Origin of the sequence: Paenibacillus sp. EPM92 (assembly GCF_016586185.1) — a bacterium.
GTDB classification, from domain to species: domain Bacteria; phylum Bacillota; class Bacilli; order Paenibacillales; family NBRC-103111; genus Paenibacillus_G; species Paenibacillus_G validus.
Map to the genome: position 1 here is coordinate 1 of NZ_BCPS01000067.1, position 17100 is coordinate 17100.

At 56.0% G+C, this 17100-nt stretch carries 17 protein-coding genes and 1 pseudogene; 12 read left to right on the forward strand and 6 right to left on the reverse strand.

The genetic code is table 11. The features are described 5' to 3' along the window. Positions 1-6: 6 nt before the first annotated feature. Positions 7-1059, reverse strand: coding sequence for a calcium/proton exchanger (gene cax, locus JMF85_RS14575; RefSeq protein WP_054797026.1), 1053 nt, complete (start codon positions 1057-1059; stop codon positions 7-9). A gap of 277 nt (positions 1060-1336) precedes the next feature. Here cax and JMF85_RS14580 point away from each other — a divergent pair, with 277 nt between their 5' ends. Next, positions 1337-1726, forward strand: coding sequence for an Asp23/Gls24 family envelope stress response protein (locus tag JMF85_RS14580; RefSeq protein WP_127608487.1), 390 nt, complete (start codon positions 1337-1339; stop codon positions 1724-1726). A gap of 407 nt (positions 1727-2133) precedes the next feature. Here JMF85_RS14580 and ftsW read toward each other — a convergent pair whose 3' ends face one another. After that, complete coding sequence (gene ftsW / locus JMF85_RS14585; RefSeq protein WP_127608486.1) at positions 2134-3291, reverse strand: putative lipid II flippase FtsW; 1158 nt, start codon at positions 3289-3291, stop codon at positions 2134-2136. A gap of 13 nt (positions 3292-3304) precedes the next feature. Continuing rightward, on the reverse strand, positions 3305-3652 hold the full coding sequence (locus tag JMF85_RS14590; RefSeq protein ID WP_054798753.1) for a YugN family protein: 348 nt from the start codon (positions 3650-3652) through the stop codon (positions 3305-3307). Positions 3653-3861: 209 nt separating this feature from the next. Here JMF85_RS14590 and JMF85_RS14595 point away from each other — a divergent pair, with 209 nt between their 5' ends. Both JMF85_RS14595 and JMF85_RS14600 read left to right on the forward strand, forming a co-directional pair. Continuing rightward, entirely contained in the window at positions 3862-5049 is a 1188-nt protein-coding gene (locus JMF85_RS14595; protein WP_054798754.1) for a M20 metallopeptidase family protein, read from the forward strand. A 94-nt stretch (positions 5050-5143) separates the two neighbouring features. Further along, positions 5144-5581: a CBS domain-containing protein gene (locus JMF85_RS14600; RefSeq protein WP_054797028.1), complete on the forward strand. Its 438-nt coding sequence runs from the start codon at positions 5144-5146 to the stop codon at positions 5579-5581. A 49-nt stretch (positions 5582-5630) separates the two neighbouring features. On the opposite strand, the gene JMF85_RS14605 is transcribed toward JMF85_RS14600, so the two are convergent. Together JMF85_RS14605 and JMF85_RS14610 are read right to left on the reverse strand one after the other, a co-directional pair. Continuing rightward, positions 5631-5861, reverse strand: a complete 231-nt coding sequence (locus tag JMF85_RS14605; protein ID WP_201318430.1) for a sunset domain-containing protein — start codon at positions 5859-5861, stop codon at positions 5631-5633. 53 nt (positions 5862-5914) lie between these two features. After that, a pseudogene (locus tag JMF85_RS14610) lies at positions 5915-6382 on the reverse strand (thermonuclease family protein); the annotation flags it as partial. A 179-nt stretch (positions 6383-6561) separates the two neighbouring features. Between JMF85_RS14610 and JMF85_RS14615 the strand changes: the two are divergent. The 3 genes from JMF85_RS14615 (at position 6562) to JMF85_RS14625 (ending at position 10842) form a co-directional block, all read left to right on the forward strand. After that, a complete protein-coding gene (locus JMF85_RS14615; protein WP_127608483.1) occupies positions 6562-8259 on the forward strand; it encodes a DNA repair helicase XPB in 1698 nt (565 codons plus the stop codon). Then, positions 8256-10319 (forward strand): helicase-associated domain-containing protein, encoded by a 2064-nt coding sequence (locus tag JMF85_RS14620; protein WP_201318431.1) that lies wholly within the window; start codon positions 8256-8258, stop codon positions 10317-10319. Before JMF85_RS14615 ends, JMF85_RS14620 begins: the two co-directional genes overlap by 4 nt. Positions 10320-10395: 76 nt before the next feature. Beyond that, the gene (locus tag JMF85_RS14625) at positions 10396-10842 is read left to right on the forward strand and encodes a YlbF/YmcA family competence regulator (RefSeq protein WP_127608481.1); all 447 of its coding nucleotides are present in this window, start codon (positions 10396-10398) and stop codon (positions 10840-10842) included. 55 nt (positions 10843-10897) lie between these two features. Here JMF85_RS14625 and JMF85_RS14630 read toward each other — a convergent pair whose 3' ends face one another. Further along, entirely contained in the window at positions 10898-11932 is a 1035-nt protein-coding gene (locus tag JMF85_RS14630; protein WP_054798755.1) for an asparaginase, read from the reverse strand. A 53-nt stretch (positions 11933-11985) separates the two neighbouring features. On the opposite strand from JMF85_RS14630, the gene JMF85_RS14635 reads away from it, so the two are divergent. From JMF85_RS14635 to JMF85_RS14660, 6 genes are all read left to right on the forward strand, one after another. Further along, the gene (locus JMF85_RS14635; RefSeq protein ID WP_127608480.1) at positions 11986-12252 is read left to right on the forward strand and encodes a YlbG family protein; all 267 of its coding nucleotides are present in this window, start codon (positions 11986-11988) and stop codon (positions 12250-12252) included. A gap of 191 nt (positions 12253-12443) precedes the next feature. Continuing rightward, the gene (locus JMF85_RS14640) at positions 12444-12884 is read left to right on the forward strand and encodes a hypothetical protein (RefSeq protein WP_127608479.1); all 441 of its coding nucleotides are present in this window, start codon (positions 12444-12446) and stop codon (positions 12882-12884) included. Positions 12885-13033: 149 nt separating this feature from the next. Further along, the gene (locus tag JMF85_RS14645; RefSeq protein ID WP_054797030.1) at positions 13034-13945 is read left to right on the forward strand and encodes a selenium metabolism-associated LysR family transcriptional regulator; all 912 of its coding nucleotides are present in this window, start codon (positions 13034-13036) and stop codon (positions 13943-13945) included. A gap of 24 nt (positions 13946-13969) precedes the next feature. Beyond that, positions 13970-14830 carry a PHP domain-containing protein gene (locus JMF85_RS14650; RefSeq protein ID WP_155615457.1) on the forward strand — a complete coding sequence of 287 codons (861 nt, stop codon included), beginning with the start codon at positions 13970-13972 and terminating at the stop codon, positions 14828-14830. Beyond that, positions 14827-15693 (forward strand): UTP--glucose-1-phosphate uridylyltransferase GalU, encoded by an 867-nt coding sequence (gene galU, locus JMF85_RS14655; protein ID WP_054797032.1) that lies wholly within the window; start codon positions 14827-14829, stop codon positions 15691-15693. The genes JMF85_RS14650 and galU overlap by 4 nt, the downstream gene beginning before the upstream one ends. 33 nt (positions 15694-15726) lie before the next feature. After that, positions 15727-17067, forward strand: coding sequence for a UDP-glucose dehydrogenase family protein (locus JMF85_RS14660; protein ID WP_201318432.1), 1341 nt, complete (start codon positions 15727-15729; stop codon positions 17065-17067). Positions 17068-17100 lie beyond the last annotated feature (33 nt).

Here is a 17100-nt window from a genome sequence, read left to right on the forward strand (position 1 = left end):
TTTGGGTTAAACGAGGAAGAAGGCGATGCCGAGCACCAGATACACGACCAAGAGCAGGACGCCCTCGAACCAGGTGGTTTTTCCGTCACTGGAAATCGATTTGGCAATAAAGGCGGCAACGCCGATGGCGACCAGCTCGTACCCGGTGAAGACGAGGTCCATCGTTTTGCCGAATAATACGGACACGAGGACGAGCAGCGGCGCGACAAACAGTGCGATTTGCAGGCTGCTGCCGATCGCGATCTCGACCGCGGCGCCCATTTTGTTCTTGCGTGCCATAATAATAGCGGCGCTGTGCTCGGCCGCATTGCCGACGATCGCAATGAGGAAAGCGCCTACGAACAGCTCGGATAATCCGTATTGATGGCTGAAGCCTTCGAGCGTGCCCACGAGCCATTCGCTCCCGAATGCGACCATGACCGTGGCAAGGATAAGAAAAAGCACGGAGGTCCCTTTGGACCAGGCCGCTTCTCCATGCTCGACAACCGGGTCCGAAAGCTCGTCTTTGTGGGTGACCATCGAGAAGTAAAGCCACAGCAAGTAGGCGACAATAAGGATAGCGGAAACGATAATGCTTAGGTTGATCGTCTCGTTCGTCGTCAAGCTTTTCGTGAAGGCGGCGGGAATGAACAGTGCGATGACGGCGAGCAGCATGAGCGAGCCGTTATGGCCGGCGAGCTTCAGGTTGAACGATTGCTCTTTGTACTTCAACCCGCCGAGCAGGACGCTTAATCCAAGCACGAGCAGCATGTTGCCGATAATCGAACCGGTGACGCTCGCCTTGACGATGTCGAACATGCCGTCCTTGACCAGAAAGATGGCGATGATCAGCTCCGCCGCATTCCCGAACGTTGCGTTCAGAAAACCGCCGAGCCGTTCTCCGGCATAATGAGCGACGCTTTCCGTCGCTTTGCCAAGAAACCCGGCAACGAACACGATCGATACCGCGGAAATCAGAAATTGCACCGTTGGGCTAAAGGTTGGAGCGCCGACATAATGAGCCACTCCGCTCAAAATGAAGCTAGCGATTAGTCCGATGGCAAAACCGTATCGTCTCATAACAATCACCTCATATGGGAAAGTATTCCTTAAATCAACAAACAATATTCTAATCCCCTACAAGATGTAAGGCAATCAAAATATTTATTGGACCCGCAGTCCGGTGATGAAAAGTACGGAATCGCGGTGCAATAACGCTAAGGGCGAAGCACCGGGAAAAGCCTTGAACTATCAGCTGCACCGGTGTCGAACCTTGTCAATCCGAGGGTACGTTGGATTTGCTTTCCATGAAAGAAGTTATTACAATAGAAGTATAATCGGTGAAGGAGTGATCCTCATGAACGAAGAAATTCAAACTGGTCTTATCCGCATTTCAGATGACGTCGTTGCAACCATAGCAGGACTCGCTGCATTGGAGACGCCGGGGATCGCCGCCATGTCTGGAGGGATGTCGGAAGGATTGGCCAAGCGCCTGAGCGGGAAAAACGCGCAAAAGGGCGTTTCCGTTGAAGTGGGTCAAGTCGAGGCCGCCATCGATCTGCGCGTAATCGTTCACTACGGAAGCAAGATCCAGGAGGTTTGCCGCGATCTTCAAGAGAACGTGCGCGAAGCGGTGGAGAACATGACCGGTTTATCGGTCATTGAAGTCAACGTGAAAGTGGAAGGGGTCGCCTTCCGCGAAGAAGAAGCGGTACATACCGAAGACCCGCAGCATCGGGTAAAATAGGAAGATAGCGCAGCAGGGGGTGCCGAGAAATCGCCCTCTGCTTTTTCATGTCCGGGGCGAGATGCCCATCGGATTAATTATTCGAAATGATGTGACAATGAGATGAATCAAGAAAAGATTGTGCGAGCATTGAATGGCGAACACCGCCATGATTTTCATTGACTCTCTAGCCTATATTGAGGGAAAAAACTATTTATTTTGGCAAGATTGTATCAATTCATATGAGTATGCCATTGACTTGAACATGGATTTTGCGACCTGGCTTGAACTTCTAATTATAGCTCAAGGAAGTGAATACTGGTTCTGGCCATCTTTTGTTCCGGACAAACCTAATCCCTGATGAAAATCAGCATCCGAATACCCCAAAAAAACCTAGCGTTGAGCCGCTAGGTTTTCCCGTTTTCTCTCTATCTCGCCCATCGGCGCTCATTCAATTTCTTTCCCGGCTCCCGCTCTTTATCCGGCCGGTTGTATTCCCGCGAGATGCTGAGCAGAATTCCGAGACTCATCAGCGTCACCAGCATGGATGTTCCGCCTTGGCTGATCAGTGGAAGCGTAACACCGGTCATCGGAATGGTGTTGGTAACGCCGCCGATGTTGATGAAGGCCTGGATGCCGATCATGCCGACGATACCGACGCCCGCCAGCATGCCGAACAAGTCTTTGCAGCGTAAGGCCACGATAAGACCGCGCAGCAGGAATACTAAATAAATAATCAAAAATATGGATGATCCGATAAAGCCGAGCTCTTCGCCGATAATGGAGAAAATAAAATCGTTGTGCGCTTCCGGCAGGTAGTGCAGCTTCTGGACGCTTTGTCCGAAGCCGGCGCCGGTCAGACCGCCATGTCCAAACGCATAAAGCGACTGTACGATTTGAAAACTGCCGCCCTGCGGATCGGCGAACGGGTCCAAGAATGTCGTAAACCGGTCGACCCGATAGCTGTCTCCACCCGTTTTTAACAAGTAAACGGACGCCAGCAGCGCGAGGGCGGAGGCGCCTGCTGCGCCGAGCAGCATAATATGCTTGATGCTGGCGCCGCCAACGACGATGACCAGCGCCGCACTCAAAACTACGATCATGGTGGAACCAAGGTCGGGCTGAAACATGATCAGCATGCACAGGAATCCGACAACGAGCAAAGGAGGAACGAGTCCGCGCTTGAAATCGTGGATTTTATCCCCCTTTTTGCTAAGCAAGGCCGCCAAGTAGAGGATGACGGCCAGTTTGGCGAGTTCCGTAGGCTGCAAACCGAAGGAACCGATATAAATCCAGCTTTTGGCGTTGTTCACTTCGCGTCCGACGATCGGCACTAGAAGCAGCAGCACGATGGAGAAGGTAAGGAAGGGGGCCACCCATTTCTGAAACTTGCGGAAATCGACATTCATGCAAAAGAACATGATGACCGTTCCCAAGCCGACGGCCAAGCCTTGCCTAATGACCAAACTCCAAGGATCGTTCATCGCTACGCTTGCGCTGAATACGAACGCCAAACCGATGCACACGAGTAAAAACGTCAGAAAGAGCAGCAGAAAATCAGGCGTTCCTCGTCGCGGCGAATTCATCGAGAGTCTCCGCTTAGTGGGTCAACTTAACTTTCAATTCCGCCAGTTTACCGTTTACGGCTTTCATGATGGAGTCCGGCACCGGAGATTGATAGTCCAAACCGTGCGGGAAGGTCGCTCTTCCGATATAAACGTCTTCAATGTAAAGAATCGCGTAAGGGGATTCCAATTTACCGCTTTCCACCCGTGTATTGATGCGCAGGAAGTAATCTTCGCGGTTTGCTTTATCTTCCAGCTTCAGGTCGTAAGTGGCGCGGTAGTACTCCCATTGCCAACGCACGAACCCGAGTTGCTCCATACTTTCGTCCAAATGGGCGAGATCGCTTTTCAAGCCCTTCAATCCACTGTTCTCAATAATCACAGCAAGCCCTCCTAATCTATGTACATCACTTTACTCATGATAGTATGTTTCCCTTACTTGTGCAAGCCTAATGCATCCCGCCCAAGCGGCGTCAAAGGGAAAATTTGAAATTTTGTGACACATGGATGAAACCGCCCCGCGCATTTGTTACAATAAGAAACGAAGGTACGGATCGTGGACTTAAAGACGTATACAAAGGGGGAAAGACCATGAATATGAATGAAACGCTTGAATCGGTTTTTCCCGAGATGATCGAATGGCGCAGACATATGCACCGGAATCCGGAGCTTTCCTATTACGAATCGGAGACCGCTGCCTACGTAGCCGAACGGCTTCTGGCTTGGGGACTCGAGGTCCGTACATTTGCGGGCAAGGGACATGGCGTCGTTGCGCGGCTGGAAGGCCGGAACGCAGGGCCGACGGTGGCGCTGCGGGCGGATATGGATGCGCTGCCGATTCAGGATGAGAAAGCGTGCGAATACGCATCGACCGTACCCGGCGTCATGCACGCTTGCGGACACGATGCCCACACGTCTACGCTGCTCGCGGTGGCCAAGACGCTGAGCCGGCATCGCGACAGTCTGAACGGCACCGTCGTGTTCCTGTTCCAGCCTGCCGAAGAAACGACGCCGGGAGGAGCGCTGGGGATGATCGAAGACGGCGCATTGGACGGTGTCGATGTCGTATACGGCATTCATTTATGGACGCCGTTCGAGGTCGGCACGGCGGCTTGTAAGCCGGGACCGATGATGGCTGCCGCGGACGAGTTTGTGATCGAGATTAAAGGCAAGGGCGGTCACGGCGGACTGCCGCACGAGGCGATCGATAGTGTGTTCGTCGCTTCGCAGCTCGTCGTGAATCTGCAATCGATCGTCAGCCGTTCAGCCGATCCGACGGAGCCTTGCGTCGTATCGGTCGGATCGATACACGGCGGCACGACGTTCAACGTCATCGCCGAAACGGCGACGTTGAAAGGAACGGTCCGGACCTTTCATCCGGACTTAAGGTCGATGGTAAAGGACAGGCTGGAAACGATCGTGCGCCAGACCTGTTTGATGCACGGCGCCACGTACACGCTTGATTACAAGATGGGGTATCCTCCGGTCATTAATCATGCCGAGGAAGCAGACCGGTTCTTGCGCACGGCGCCGCAGACATTCGGGGAAGCGGGCACGAAGCTTTCGCCGCTTATTATGGCCGGGGAAGATTACGCTTATTATTTGGAGCAAATTCCGGGGTGCTTCATGTTCGTCGGCGCAGGCAATCGGGAGCGGGGAATTGTTTATCCGCACCATCATCCCCGCTTTGACATCGACGAGAATGCGATGCTGCACGCGGCGAAGCTGTTCGTGAGCATGACGCTCGATTATATGAACGAGTACCGGACTTCCCGTTAAGTGCTAGTTCTTCGAAGCGCATGGGATCGCGCCGCCAGGGCAAATCTATGGGAGACGGCGTACCGCCGATTTTTTTCTCAGGAGGATGAGCGCGATGGCATCGAGGACGCTTCGGGAAATCATGACGAAAGATTGCGCGACAGTGACGCTGAAGGACAACGTATATGAAGCTGCCGTAAAAATGAAGCAGGAAGATACGGGATTTATCCCGGTCGTCGACGGTAAGAAGCTGATCGGCGTGCTGACCGATCGCGACCTGGTCATCCGTGGCTTTGCGGCTAAAAAGGAAGGATCCACCGCGATTAAAGAGGTGATGAGCGATAAAGTCGTATCCGTCTCGCCGGATACGACCGTCGATGAAGCGGCGAAGGTGATGGCGAAGGAGCAAATTCGCCGCCTTCCGGTCGTCGAGAACGGGGAGTTTGTCGGTATCGTCTCCATAGGGGATCTGGCGGTGCGCGACAAGTTCGAGAACGAGGCGGGCGAGGCGCTCAGCCAAATTTCCGAGAACCACAAACAAACCGTCAATTAAATGATACGCTCGTATGAAAAATCCTCCGGGGAGCCGGAGGATTTTTTGCTTATTCTTTCGATTTGCGATAACCGGCGTTCTCGGCCTCCTTGGCGCTGCAAAACAGCTGCTCCGGCACGGTTTGCTCGTAGTAGCGGCCGCCGGGAACATGGTATATTTTTTCCTTCCTGGCGTTGATGTTGCCTTTAATCTCCGGATTCGCGCAAGTGGAATCGGCGGCTTCGTTATTTGTTCCCGCGGAGACGCCAGTGCTGCTGCCTGGTTTTTTCCTGCGGCCCATAAGCCTTTGCCTTGCTCGCGAGCGCTTCTCTCCGCCTGGACGAACAGCTTCGCATACATCACATTCGGCGGCACGGTCATCGGATTGGCGTATCCTTCACGCACCAGCAGTTCGTTGTACATGATTCGCTCCCCTTCGACGAATACGTAGCGCAGCAGTCGGCCGTAAGTATCGGTGTTTCCTGTATCCGTAAACAGAAAGACCTTCCGATTAGACAGATGTTTCTTCGTATACTCGCTGGCCTCTTTGCCGTACGGCTCAATTTTGCCGATGCTTTCCGGCGTGTTTACGCCGATCAGGCGAACTTTATTGTTCGAGGCCGTCTCGAACGTATCGCCGTCGACCACACGTTTCACTTGATCGACCGAATAAGGCTTTCCTTTTAATTGAGGATAATCCGCCAAGACGGCTTGTACGAATGCGTCGTCGTCCGATCCAGCCGTGCCCTCTGGCGGGACCCCGCACCCGGACAAGACGAATATCATTCCCCAGATCACTGCCGCCCAAAGATGTCTCATCATGATTGCAATCTCCTTTACGCCGATCCGCCCCAACGGTAAAGATCGGTTGCTCCACACATTTTTTCACAAATTTCGACGTTTTTCAAGGAATTTCGAGTTTGATTCTCGGTAAAGGAGGTTTAAATCGTGCGCCGTTCCCTCATACTACAAATATCTGTCAATGCTTGGAGGGAACTGCGATGCCTACGTTTCATAAAGACCGGCCGCTCGTTGTACAGCACGACTTCTGCATTTTATTGGAAACGAGACACCCCCAATTCGAGGAAATGCGCGCCGAGCTGATCCGGTACGCCGACCTTGTCAAATCGCCGGATAATATGCATACGTACCGGATGTCGTCGCTATCGCTTTGGAACGCCGCTGCCGCGGGAGTCACGGCCGAGGATGTGATCGCTTTTCTCGAAGCGAATTCGAAGTTCGGCGTCCCGGTGTCGGTCAAGCAGGACATCCGGCGATTTATTGAGCGGTACGGGTTAGTGCGGTTGGAAAGGCTTGGAGATGAGTTGCTTCTAATCTCCGACGATATCGATATCATTAAGGAAATGGCTCGTTACAAATCGCTCCGTTCCTATGGGCTATGCCAGCTGGATGAACGGACGCTGCGGTTTTCTGCACAGTACCGGGGTTTATTGAAGCAGGAACTGGTCAAGCTCGGATTTCCGGTTGAAGATCTTGCCGGCTACAGCCGAGGCGAATCGCTGCCGATCCAGCTGCGTTCGGATGCCGCCGGTACGGGCGCCTTCGCGCTTCGCGATTACCAGCGCTCTGCGGTCGATTCCTTCTACCGCGAGGGCTCGATGCAGGGCGGCAGCGGCGTTCTGGTGCTGCCCTGCGGCGCAGGGAAGACGGTTATCGGCATTGCGGCGATGGGGAAGCTGTCGTGCGCGACGCTCATTCTGACGACGAACAGCACGTCGGTGAAGCAGTGGAAGCGCGAAATTTTGGATAAAACGGACCTCACGGAGGATATGGTCGGCGAATATACCGGCTTGCAAAAAGAAGTTCGCCCCGTGACGATCGCAACGTATCAAATCTTGACGTACCGCAAGTCGAAGAACGAATCGTTCGTTCATATGGACCTGTTTAATAAACGGGACTGGGGGCTTATCGTTTATGACGAAGTCCACCTGCTGCCCGCTCCCGTATTCCGGGTGACGGCCGATATCCAGGCGACGCGGCGGCTGGGGCTTACCGCTACATTGATCCGCGAAGACGGACGCGAGGAGGACGTATTCTCGCTCGTCGGTCCGAAGCGGTACGAGATGCCCTGGAAAACTCTGGAGTCGCAAGGGTGGATCGCCTCCGTCGAATGTGTCGAGCTGCGGGTGCCGCTGCCGCCCGCCGAGATGGAGGCTTACCGGTCGGCGGCCGAACGGGAACGGATGCGCATCGCAAGCAATAACCGGGCCAAGCTGGACGTTGTGGATGGGTTATTGCGCAAGCATGAAGGCGAGCAGGTAATCGTCATCGGGCAATATTTGGAGCAGCTGCACAAGCTTGCTGAGCGGACCGGCGCGCCGATGATCAGCGGCGAGATGCCGCACGACAAGCGGGAGGCGTTATACCACAGCTTCCGCAGCGGCGAAATTCCCGTGCTGATCGTGTCCAAAGTGGCCAACTTTGCCGTCGATTTACCCGATGCGGCGGTGGCGATACAGGTGTCCGGCAGCTTCGGCTCCCGTCAGGAGGAGGCGCAGCGGCTGGGCCGCATTTTACGGCCGAAATCGGGAGAAAATAAAGCTTACTTTTATACGATTGTCAGCGAAGATACAAAAGAGCAGGAGTTTGCGATGAACCGTCAGTTGTTTCTGATCGAACAAGGCTACAACTACCGGATGGTCGGTGCGGCCGGTGTGTCGGAGGTGACCGTGCGATGAATTACGATCGACTGCTTGCCTTGATGCCGGCCGAACTGCGCGGTCGTCTTGAAGCGGAAACCGTTTATGCGCCGTGGCTGAGGCGAGGACAAGCGCTGGAGCGGCTTTGGCAGGACGATGTGGTGCTGGAGACTGTGTACAATCGGCTTGCGCCGGCGGAACGTACGGTGTTGGACGCTGTTGTGCGGCGGATCGGCTGCGAACCCTTTGACGACGCGCGTTTAGAGCGATCGGTTGGGGCGGCGCTATCCGGTGCGGAAGTACAAGCCGGATTCGCCGGCATTCGGCGTAAAGGACTGGTGTTCGCATTCCGCAAGTCGTGGGGCGAGCTTGTGTACCTGCTTCCTGAAGACGCTCTTCCGCGGTGGCAGCGCATCCTCTACCCGCTGCTCGGCGAAAGAGCGGCGGAGGAACGGCTGGACCCGGGTTCGATTGAACTGCAAGCCGGGGGCGGCCGGGAACCTGTCATCGCCATCTTCGACATCCTGACGCTGATTGCGAAGCTGGATATGAAATTGACAAAAAACGGCACGCTGCCGAAGAAAGCCGTTCAACGGCTGAATGAAGGGCTGCCTTGGCAAGACGAGTGCTTCCAAGGCGTGTCGCTGAAGTATGCCTATGCGGACGTCTACCCGTTGAAGACGGCGCTGGTCCTGGATATGCTGCTGAAAATGGGATTGCTTGAGATGGATGACGAAGGGTTGCGTCTGCAGGAAGAACAACTGCGTTCGTTTCTCCACGCTACCCGTGCCCGGCAAAACGAACGGTTGTACCGGCTGTGGAAGGAGCTTGCCTTCCCGGCCTATGCGTGGCAGCAGCACGCAGTGCTGCTGCTGGAGACGATCCCGGAAGGCGAATGGTTTGCCCCTGAGATGCTGCTGAGCTCGCTGCGCCGTTACGGGCTCGCCGAGGGCGCGGAAAACTCGGACGATGCGGCCGAACGCGTGCGTTTGCTAAGGGAGCAATGGTTGGAGCCGTTAACCGGGCTCGGCTGGCTGGAGCGAGGCTGCATCGGCCTCGGCCGCGAGGGCCAGGGAGGCGCTTCTACGTATTATCGTTGGCGTTGGCGAGCCGCCGGTACGGAGGGGGAGGCGGTCGAGGAGATGCCGGGTGCCTTCCTCGTGCAGCCGGATTTCGAAATCCTCGTACCGCCTGACGTGCCGCTTTGGGTGCAATGGGAGCTGATCTGCCTATGCGACCCGCCTGTCCGGGACGTGCTCTCCGTAACCAAACTGACCAAGGCGAGCCTCAAGTATGCCCTGGAGCAGGGGAGAACTGCGGACGACGTGCTGTACTTTCTGGAAGAGCACGCGGCATACGGGCTGCCGGACAACGTCCGGTTGACCGTCGAGCAATGGGCGAAGCCGTTCGGCAAAACGAATCTCACGCGTGTCGTGCTGCTGCGCTGCGCCGATGCCGATACGGCGGCAGCCTTAACGAGACTGCCGCCGGTGTCGAAGCTGTTGGGCGAGCGGATCGGGGACATGCATTACGTCATCGACGAGAACGATATCAAGCCGCTCGCCGCCGCATTGGAGAAGGCCGGATTTATGGCCGGGCTTCCGGCTGCCGATCCTGCTGCCGGAAGCGGAGGCCGCCGCTATCCTTCGCTGCTCCGGGATTCCGGGCAAGAGAGAACACAGCCGCCGCGTGAACCGGAGTTTGAGCTTGATGCCGGAACGGCGAAGGGGCTCGTCTACTCGCGGCATTCCATCGCATACTTTCAGATGGAAGCGCGGCTGCCTGAGCCTGCCGATCTGTATCCGGACCTGCGGGATATCCCGGCGGCTTGGCTGCGGGATTATCGGAATTATCACCCATCTACGCGCAAAGATATGGTTGAGAAAGCGATCGAGATGCGGACGCTGCTGCAAATCCGCAAGGATGGCGCCGATGTTCGGTTCGCCCCCCGCAAGGTGCAGGAAACCAGAGGCACCTGGTGCATGACCGGGCTCGGGCCGGCGGAGGAACGGAGCGGGAACGCCGGCGAAATTCGTCTCCTTGCCGACGAATGGCAGGAGATGAAGCTGATTTTGCCTGGGATCAACGATAAATATTAATCCAACGGCGTATTTCTTTAAAATGTGATATGATAGAAGGGTAAGCTTATACTATCCGAAAGGCGGGTGCTTAAACATGGCGGTTATGGAATCGCGCACGCTCGATATGTCTGCCATCCTGTTGGAGGCCTACGATTTGGCCGATATGATCAAGTACTCCGCAGAAACCGCGGATTATTTATATTGGAAGCAAGCCAAGGACGCCGATCCGGAAGTGGCGCGTCTGGTGAAGGAGTTCGCCAAGAAGAAAGAGCTTTTCGAAGAGTGCGAACGCTTTGGCCACTATCATCCGAATTATCACGAGGCGCTCGATCAGGTGAAAGCCGTGCAGGCGCAGCTTGACGAAGTAGAGGCGGTTCGTAAATATAAAGAGGCGGAGAGGAAGCTGGACGACCTTCTATATACCGTCTCGGAGACGATCGCACGTTCCGTCTCGGAAACGATCAAGGTGCCTTCGAACGATCCGCTCGCAAGCTCCGGGGGTTGTTCTTCCGGAGGGAGCTGCAGCGGGAATTGCGGCTGAGGCGGGAGTAAACCGGAACCAATGAAGGGCGGCAGACGCCGCCCTTTCTGTTTTATTAGCATGTGTGTTCTTGTGTGCGAATAAGCCGAAATACCGGCTGAATCCGTCCGACCGTCTCATGCCGGCGATTGACGACGTCCGGCCGGTGGAACGGGGCGAGCCGTTCTGCTTCCTCCTCGCTTAACAGACCGAGCTGCAGCAGCGCTTCCGTTGCAACCGGATACAGCGCCCGTTCGGCGCCATCGTCCACTTTAATGGCGATGCCGATGCCCAGCTCCGGGACGGTCGCCGCGTACAAGCCTTCAGCGCCCATCTTGCCGATAATCCGTCCGGCGGTTAATTCCGCCAAGCGCGTATCATAACGATCCGTGCCCGCTAGATAGAACGGGGAACGGCGGATGGCCGCTATAATGCGCCGACAAGCTTCCGCACGCTTCGGCGCCAAGTCATCCGGGCGCCCGAGGCGCGCATATCCGTAGGCAAGAGCAGCCAGCGGAAGCGCGAATACCGGAACCCCGCAGCCGTCGACGCCAAGCTCGATGCGCTCGGCCGGGATTCCGCACATGTCGCTGACGGTTTGCAGCATTTTGTGCTGGACAGGATGATCGGGGTGAGTATACTGATGAGTAGATACTTGCATCAACGAGGCTAGGGCGAGCATGCCCGCATGTTTGCCCGAACAATTGTTGTGAATCGGCGCGGCCGCGACATGCTCGTATTTGAGCCGATCCGCTTCGCGCCGCAGCAACGGCTCCTGCGGCCCGCAATCAAGAGCGCTTACACCCAGGCCGGCCTTGCCCAGCAAGGACATCGCCGCCTGTGTATGCTCCGGCTCCCCGTTATGGGACGCACAAGTGATGGCCGTTTCGGCATCGGTCAGCGACAGCCGTTCGGCGCCGCCCGCTTCGAGAAGCGGAATGGCCTGCAGCAGCTTGGCGGTGGAGCGGGCGAACGTATAAAAGTGCGGATTTCCCACATAAGCCAGCAGCCTTCCTTGCGAGTCCGATACGGCGATATGGCCGCGATGAACGCTTTCCGTAACCGGACCGCGCGTGACGGCGACAAGAAGTTCGGCATCTGAAGTGGACATCGAGTTTCATTCCTTTCATTGTCTAAGAAAGCTGGAGAAAGAAGGTTAACGATATGTTTACCGAGCGTACCGGAATCATCGTTTGGGTGTCCGACGTCAAGGCGGCGGCTAAGCATTTGGAGAAATACGGAAACGTCCATTTTATTTCCAAGAAGCTGCATTATGCCGCTATGTATGTTTATGCAAGCCGTTTGGACGACACGGTCAAACAATTGCAAAAGCTGCCCTTCGTCAAAAAAGTGGAGCGTTCCTACCGGAATGAAATCAAAACCGAGTATAGCAGTAATATGCCTGATAAAACAAGATTCTACACCCTGTAAGACAAACCCGCCGCCGCAAACGGCGGTTTTTTTAGCATTCTATGACGAAATGAAGGCTCTGGTTCGAACCGGGGCCTTTTATCTAAAGATTTTTTAAGTTGATTCTCGCGAGGGATGCTGTAAAATATAATAGTAGATTAAAAAAGTATATAGGTTTGACGGACTATTTTTGTAGGAAGAGGGTTTGGTTTGTGGCAGAACGCAGAGTCGGCGAACGTGACAACCGAAACGATACCAACCCGATCGTGCTTGGGGGTCGAGCAATTACAGATATCGTGATTACGCATCATGCCCGCAGCCGGTGGGCCGATCGTGTTGAATCCGAGAAAACCGGTTTCCATGACATCACCGAATTTTTGTGGAGCAAATTAAGATCAAATTCCATTCGGACTTACTACAAAAATGAGCAGGACGTCTTTCTGATCGATGATGATCTGGTGATGGTCTGCGAATTCGCCGAAACCGTGAAGCCCGGGCCTCAACCAGGGCCTCCGACTTACAAGATGATCGTCGTCACCTTTCTCGGACGGATGTCCGAAACGATGGAACTGCGCGATTTGCGTTCGTATTACTCGTGGCTGCGCCACTCCCGCCGCATGACATTGATCAAGAACAGCAGGAAGCGAAGATAACGCCAAGCTCTCCGACTTACGATGCGTTATTGAAGGTATGCCCTCAAGGCGTACCTTTTTTCATTTTTAACGCGGGCTTAAAACGTTCGGATGGCTAATCGCCGTTATTTTAGATATAATTTGAAGGAAGACCCTTGCGGAGGTACGTTATGGCGCTCAATTTTCATCAGCTTCACATTTTTTACACGGTCGCGGAAAAGGGCAGCTTCTCACACGCGGCCGGGGCTTTACATATGACCCAACCGGCAGTGACGATGCAAATTCAATCGCTGGAGGATTATTTCGGCACGAAGCTGTTCGTCCGTTCAACCAAGCGGGTCGAGCTGACGGAAGCGGGACGCACGCTGCTGCCTTACGCGAAGAAAAGTATCGAGCTGATTAAGGAAACGGACGTTAGTATGTCAAAGTTCACGCATATGCTGGAGGGCCGGCTTCATCTGGGGGCTAGCCTGACGGTCGGGGAGTACATCCTGCCGCGCTTGCTCGGTCCGTTCGGTTTGGAGTACCCGAATATTTCGGTCAGCATGAAGGTGATCAACACCAAGCAAATTTTGGAGGAAGTCCTGAATCATCAGCTTACGTTCGGGCTGGTGGAGGCAGAAGTGAAGCATTCGGATCTGCATACGGAAGCCGTGCTCAGCGACGAATTGAAGCTGATCCTGCCGAAGGATCATCCGCTTGGCGACTTCGACCTGGTGCCGGTGGAGGAACTGATGAAGTACCCTTTCGTCCTGCGGGAGCAGGGCTCCGGTACGCGGCGTGTGATGGAAGAAGAGCTGACGCGAGCGGGCTATGACCCGTCTTCGCTCAAAATCGTGATGGAGCTCGGCAGCACAGGAGCGGTTAAATCGGCGGTGGAGGCGGGACTCGGCATCTCGATCTTGTCCCAATCGTCGCTTAAACACGAGGCTGCGCTGGGGGTGCTGCAGGTAAAAGATGTGAAGGATGTAAGCTTCGTCCGCAGCTTTCATGCCATTTATTTAAGCTCGACCTTACTGCCGATTTCGGCGGTAACGTTTTTGACGTTTTTACGGGAGCGCGATCTCAGCCAATGGCTGTAGCGCATTGACATTAAGGAGAAGGGGATGTTGGCTCAAGTGGCATTCGCCGATTTGCACACGCATACGCTGGCTTCCGACGGTACGGGGACTCCGACGGACAATGTGAGATTAGCCTCGGAAGCGGGCCTCAGCGCCGTCGCGGTGACCGATCACGATACGGTCGGAGGGCTGGAGGAAGCGCTTCAAGCCGGCGCCGTCTACGGCGTCACCGTCGTGCCTGGCGTAGAGATCAGCACGATGCATGAAGGGATCGATATCCACGTGCTCGGGTATTGGATCGACAAGGACGACCCTGTGTTGTTGTCCCGGCTGGAACAGCTTCGGCGCGTGCGCGACCGGCGCAACGAGATGATTGTGGAGCGGCTGCGCGAGCTCGGCCTCGACCTGACGATGGACGACGTGCTGCAATCGCTGCAGACCGTTAAGAAGCAAGGCGATACGATAGGGCGCCCGCACATTGCGGACGCGCTCGTGCGCAAGGGCTACGTCGGATCGATGGCTGAGGCGTTCGAGCGTTACCTGGGCAGCGGAGCCGCCGCGTTCGTGTCGCCGCCGCGCATTACGCCCTTTGAAGCGGTTCGCTGGGTTCAGGAAGCCGGCGGCGCGCCGGTGCTGGCGCATCCCGGCTTATACGGGCGGGACGATCTTATCGCTTCTCTTGCCGCGGAAGGCTTGGTCGGACTGGAAGCCTACCATGCCGACCATTCGCCCGGGCAGGAGGCCCACTATGCTGCGATGGCCGATCGTTACGGCTTGGTCGTCACGGCGGGCTCCGATTACCACGGCGAGCGCGGGGGCGTCGTGTTTCACGCCCCGGTCGGAGGACGCCGGATCGACGCTGAGGTCGTCGAGAGGCTGAAACAGAGAAGAGGAGTGAGGACATGAGCGTACGCAAAGCGATTATTCCGGCGGCAGGACTGGGAACCCGGTTCCTGCCGGCAACGAAAGCGCAGCCAAAAGAAATGCTGCCGATCGTCGACAAACCGGCGATTCAATATATTGTGGAAGAAGCGATTTCTTCGGGAATCGAAGATATCATCATCGTGACGGGCCGCAACAAGCGGGCGATCGAAGACCATTTTGACAAGTCGGCCGAGCTGGAGATGATCCTGGAGGAAAAAGGAAACACCGAACTGCTCCAGATGGTCCAGTCGATTTCCAATCTGGCTGACGTTCATTACATACGTCAAAAGCAGCCGCTCGGCCTCGGCCACGCGGTTTTGTGCGCCCGCAAATTTATCGGGAACGAGCCGTTCGCCGTGCTGCTCGGCGACGACATCATTCAGTCGGACCCGCCTTGCTTGAAGCAAATGATCGACTTGCACAGCATGACGGGCACCTCGGTCATCGGTGCGCAGGAAGTGCCGTGGGAGGACGTGTCCAAGTACGGGATTTTGTCTCCGGTGAAGGAGGCATCGGACTTTCTTTGGATCGAGGATTTGGTGGAGAAGCCGGATCGCGATACGGCGCCGTCCAATCAGGCCATCATCGGCCGTTACGTATTGATGCCGGAAATTTTCGGCATTCTGGAGAACAGCGCTCCAGGCCGAGGCGGAGAAATTCAATTGACCGACTCGCTGCGGGTGCTGAACGGGCAGCAGCGTATGGTGATGATGCCGGTCGGCGGTCGACGCTTCGATGTCGGCGATAAGCTCGGCTATATTGAAGCAACCGTCGAGATGGCGCTCGAGCGCGACGAGTTGAAAGGGCCGCTTGAGCGATATTTGCGCGGGCGGTTAGGTTTGTAACGGGCGAATCGAATCAGGAATCGGGAGGCGTTTATGTTCGAACGGATTGCAGTGGTAGGAACCGGGTATGTCGGACTCGTCTCCGGCACCTGTTATGCAGAAGCCGGGCATTTCGTCATTGGCGTGGATCGGGCGGAGGAGAAAATACAGCTCCTGCAAAGCGGTCATATTCCGATCTATGAACCGGGCCTGGATGAAATGGTGCAGCGGCATCTGCAAGGCGGGCGACTGGCCTTTACGACCGATCTGAAGCACGCGGTGCGTCAATCGGATATCGTGTTTCTGGCTGTCGGCACTCCGACGCTCCCGAACGGCGAGGTCGATCTAAGCCAAGTCCAGGCAGCCGTTACTGAAATTGCGGAGGCGATGGACGCGCCAAAGCTCATTGTGATGAAAAGCACGGTGCCGGTCGGCACGTCGCGGCTCGTGGAAGGATGGATTGAGACAGCTTTACGCAAGCCTCTGGCGTTCGATGTCGTGTCTAATCCGGAGTTTCTGCGGGAGGGTTCGGCAATTCGGGATACGCTGCAACCTGACCGGATCGTCATCGGCGCGGACCGCCGGGACGCGGCGGAACGAATTGCCGCGCTCCATGCGTCCTTCGGTGCACCGGTGCTGTACACGGACCGAGAGAGCGCCGAGCTGATCAAATATGCGTCCAATGCCTTCCTGGCAGCCAAAATCTCGTTCATTAACGAGATGGCAAACGTATGCGAGAAGGTGGGCGCCGACATCGACCTCGTCTCCAAAGGGATGGGGATGGACCGGCGCATCGGACCGCACTTTCTGCAGGCGGGCATCGGGTACGGCGGCTCCTGCTTTCCGAAGGATACGAAAGCGCAGCTCCGCTTGGCGGAGCATGTCGATTACGATTTTCTTATATTGCGGTCGGTCATCGAGGTGAACCGCCGCCAGCGGGAGAGGTTCGCAGATAAGATCGAGCAGACGCTGGGAGGCCCCTGCACGGTAGCGCTGATGGGCTTGACGTTCAAGCCGGAGACCGATGATCTGCGCGACGCACCGGCGCTCGATATCTTAAGCATGCTGGTGGAACGCGGCTTTCGCGTACGCGCATATGACCCCGTCGCCGCTGAGCTTGCGGCGGATGTTCTGAGTTTGGACGGCGCGGTTTACGTCAGCGACCCCTACGAAGCGTTAACCGGCGCCGATGCGATGGTCGTTACGACGGAATGGAGCGCCGTACGGACGCTGGACCTTGAGGAAGTAAAGGCAAGGCTCGCCAGGCCGGTCGTGATCGACGGCCGCAACTGCTTCGATCCGGTCCAAATGGCGAAGCGCGGCATCCGGTATATCGGCGTAGGTCGTCCGGAGATCGTGATTCAGCCGGACAGCACGGCGCTAGTTCGCCAATGAAGCGGTGCGCGTATACGAAAGTTAATAAAGCAA

Coding starts and splice junctions, on each gene's coding strand:
- JMF85_RS14615 (WP_127608483.1), top strand. CDS start 6,562: ATGCCTACGTTTCATAAAGACCGGCCGCTCGTTGTACAGCACGACTTC.
- JMF85_RS14600 (WP_054797028.1), top strand. CDS start 5,144: ATGGCATCGAGGACGCTTCGGGAAATCATGACGAAAGATTGCGCGACA.
- cax (WP_054797026.1), bottom strand. CDS start 1,059: ATGAGACGATACGGTTTTGCCATCGGACTAATCGCTAGCTTCATTTTG.
- JMF85_RS14650 (WP_155615457.1), top strand. CDS start 13,970: ATGTTGGCTCAAGTGGCATTCGCCGATTTGCACACGCATACGCTGGCT.
- JMF85_RS14660 (WP_201318432.1), top strand. CDS start 15,727: ATGTTCGAACGGATTGCAGTGGTAGGAACCGGGTATGTCGGACTCGTC.
- ftsW (WP_127608486.1), bottom strand. CDS start 3,291: ATGAATTCGCCGCGACGAGGAACGCCTGATTTTCTGCTGCTCTTTCTG.
- galU (WP_054797032.1), top strand. CDS start 14,827: ATGAGCGTACGCAAAGCGATTATTCCGGCGGCAGGACTGGGAACCCGG.
- JMF85_RS14595 (WP_054798754.1), top strand. CDS start 3,862: ATGAATATGAATGAAACGCTTGAATCGGTTTTTCCCGAGATGATCGAA.
- JMF85_RS14645 (WP_054797030.1), top strand. CDS start 13,034: ATGGCGCTCAATTTTCATCAGCTTCACATTTTTTACACGGTCGCGGAA.
- JMF85_RS14625 (WP_127608481.1), top strand. CDS start 10,396: ATGGCGGTTATGGAATCGCGCACGCTCGATATGTCTGCCATCCTGTTG.
- JMF85_RS14580 (WP_127608487.1), top strand. CDS start 1,337: ATGAACGAAGAAATTCAAACTGGTCTTATCCGCATTTCAGATGACGTC.
- JMF85_RS14620 (WP_201318431.1), top strand. CDS start 8,256: ATGAATTACGATCGACTGCTTGCCTTGATGCCGGCCGAACTGCGCGGT.
- JMF85_RS14635 (WP_127608480.1), top strand. CDS start 11,986: ATGTTTACCGAGCGTACCGGAATCATCGTTTGGGTGTCCGACGTCAAG.
- JMF85_RS14630 (WP_054798755.1), bottom strand. CDS start 11,932: ATGTCCACTTCAGATGCCGAACTTCTTGTCGCCGTCACGCGCGGTCCG.
- JMF85_RS14605 (WP_201318430.1), bottom strand. CDS start 5,861: ATGGGCCGCAGGAAAAAACCAGGCAGCAGCACTGGCGTCTCCGCGGGA.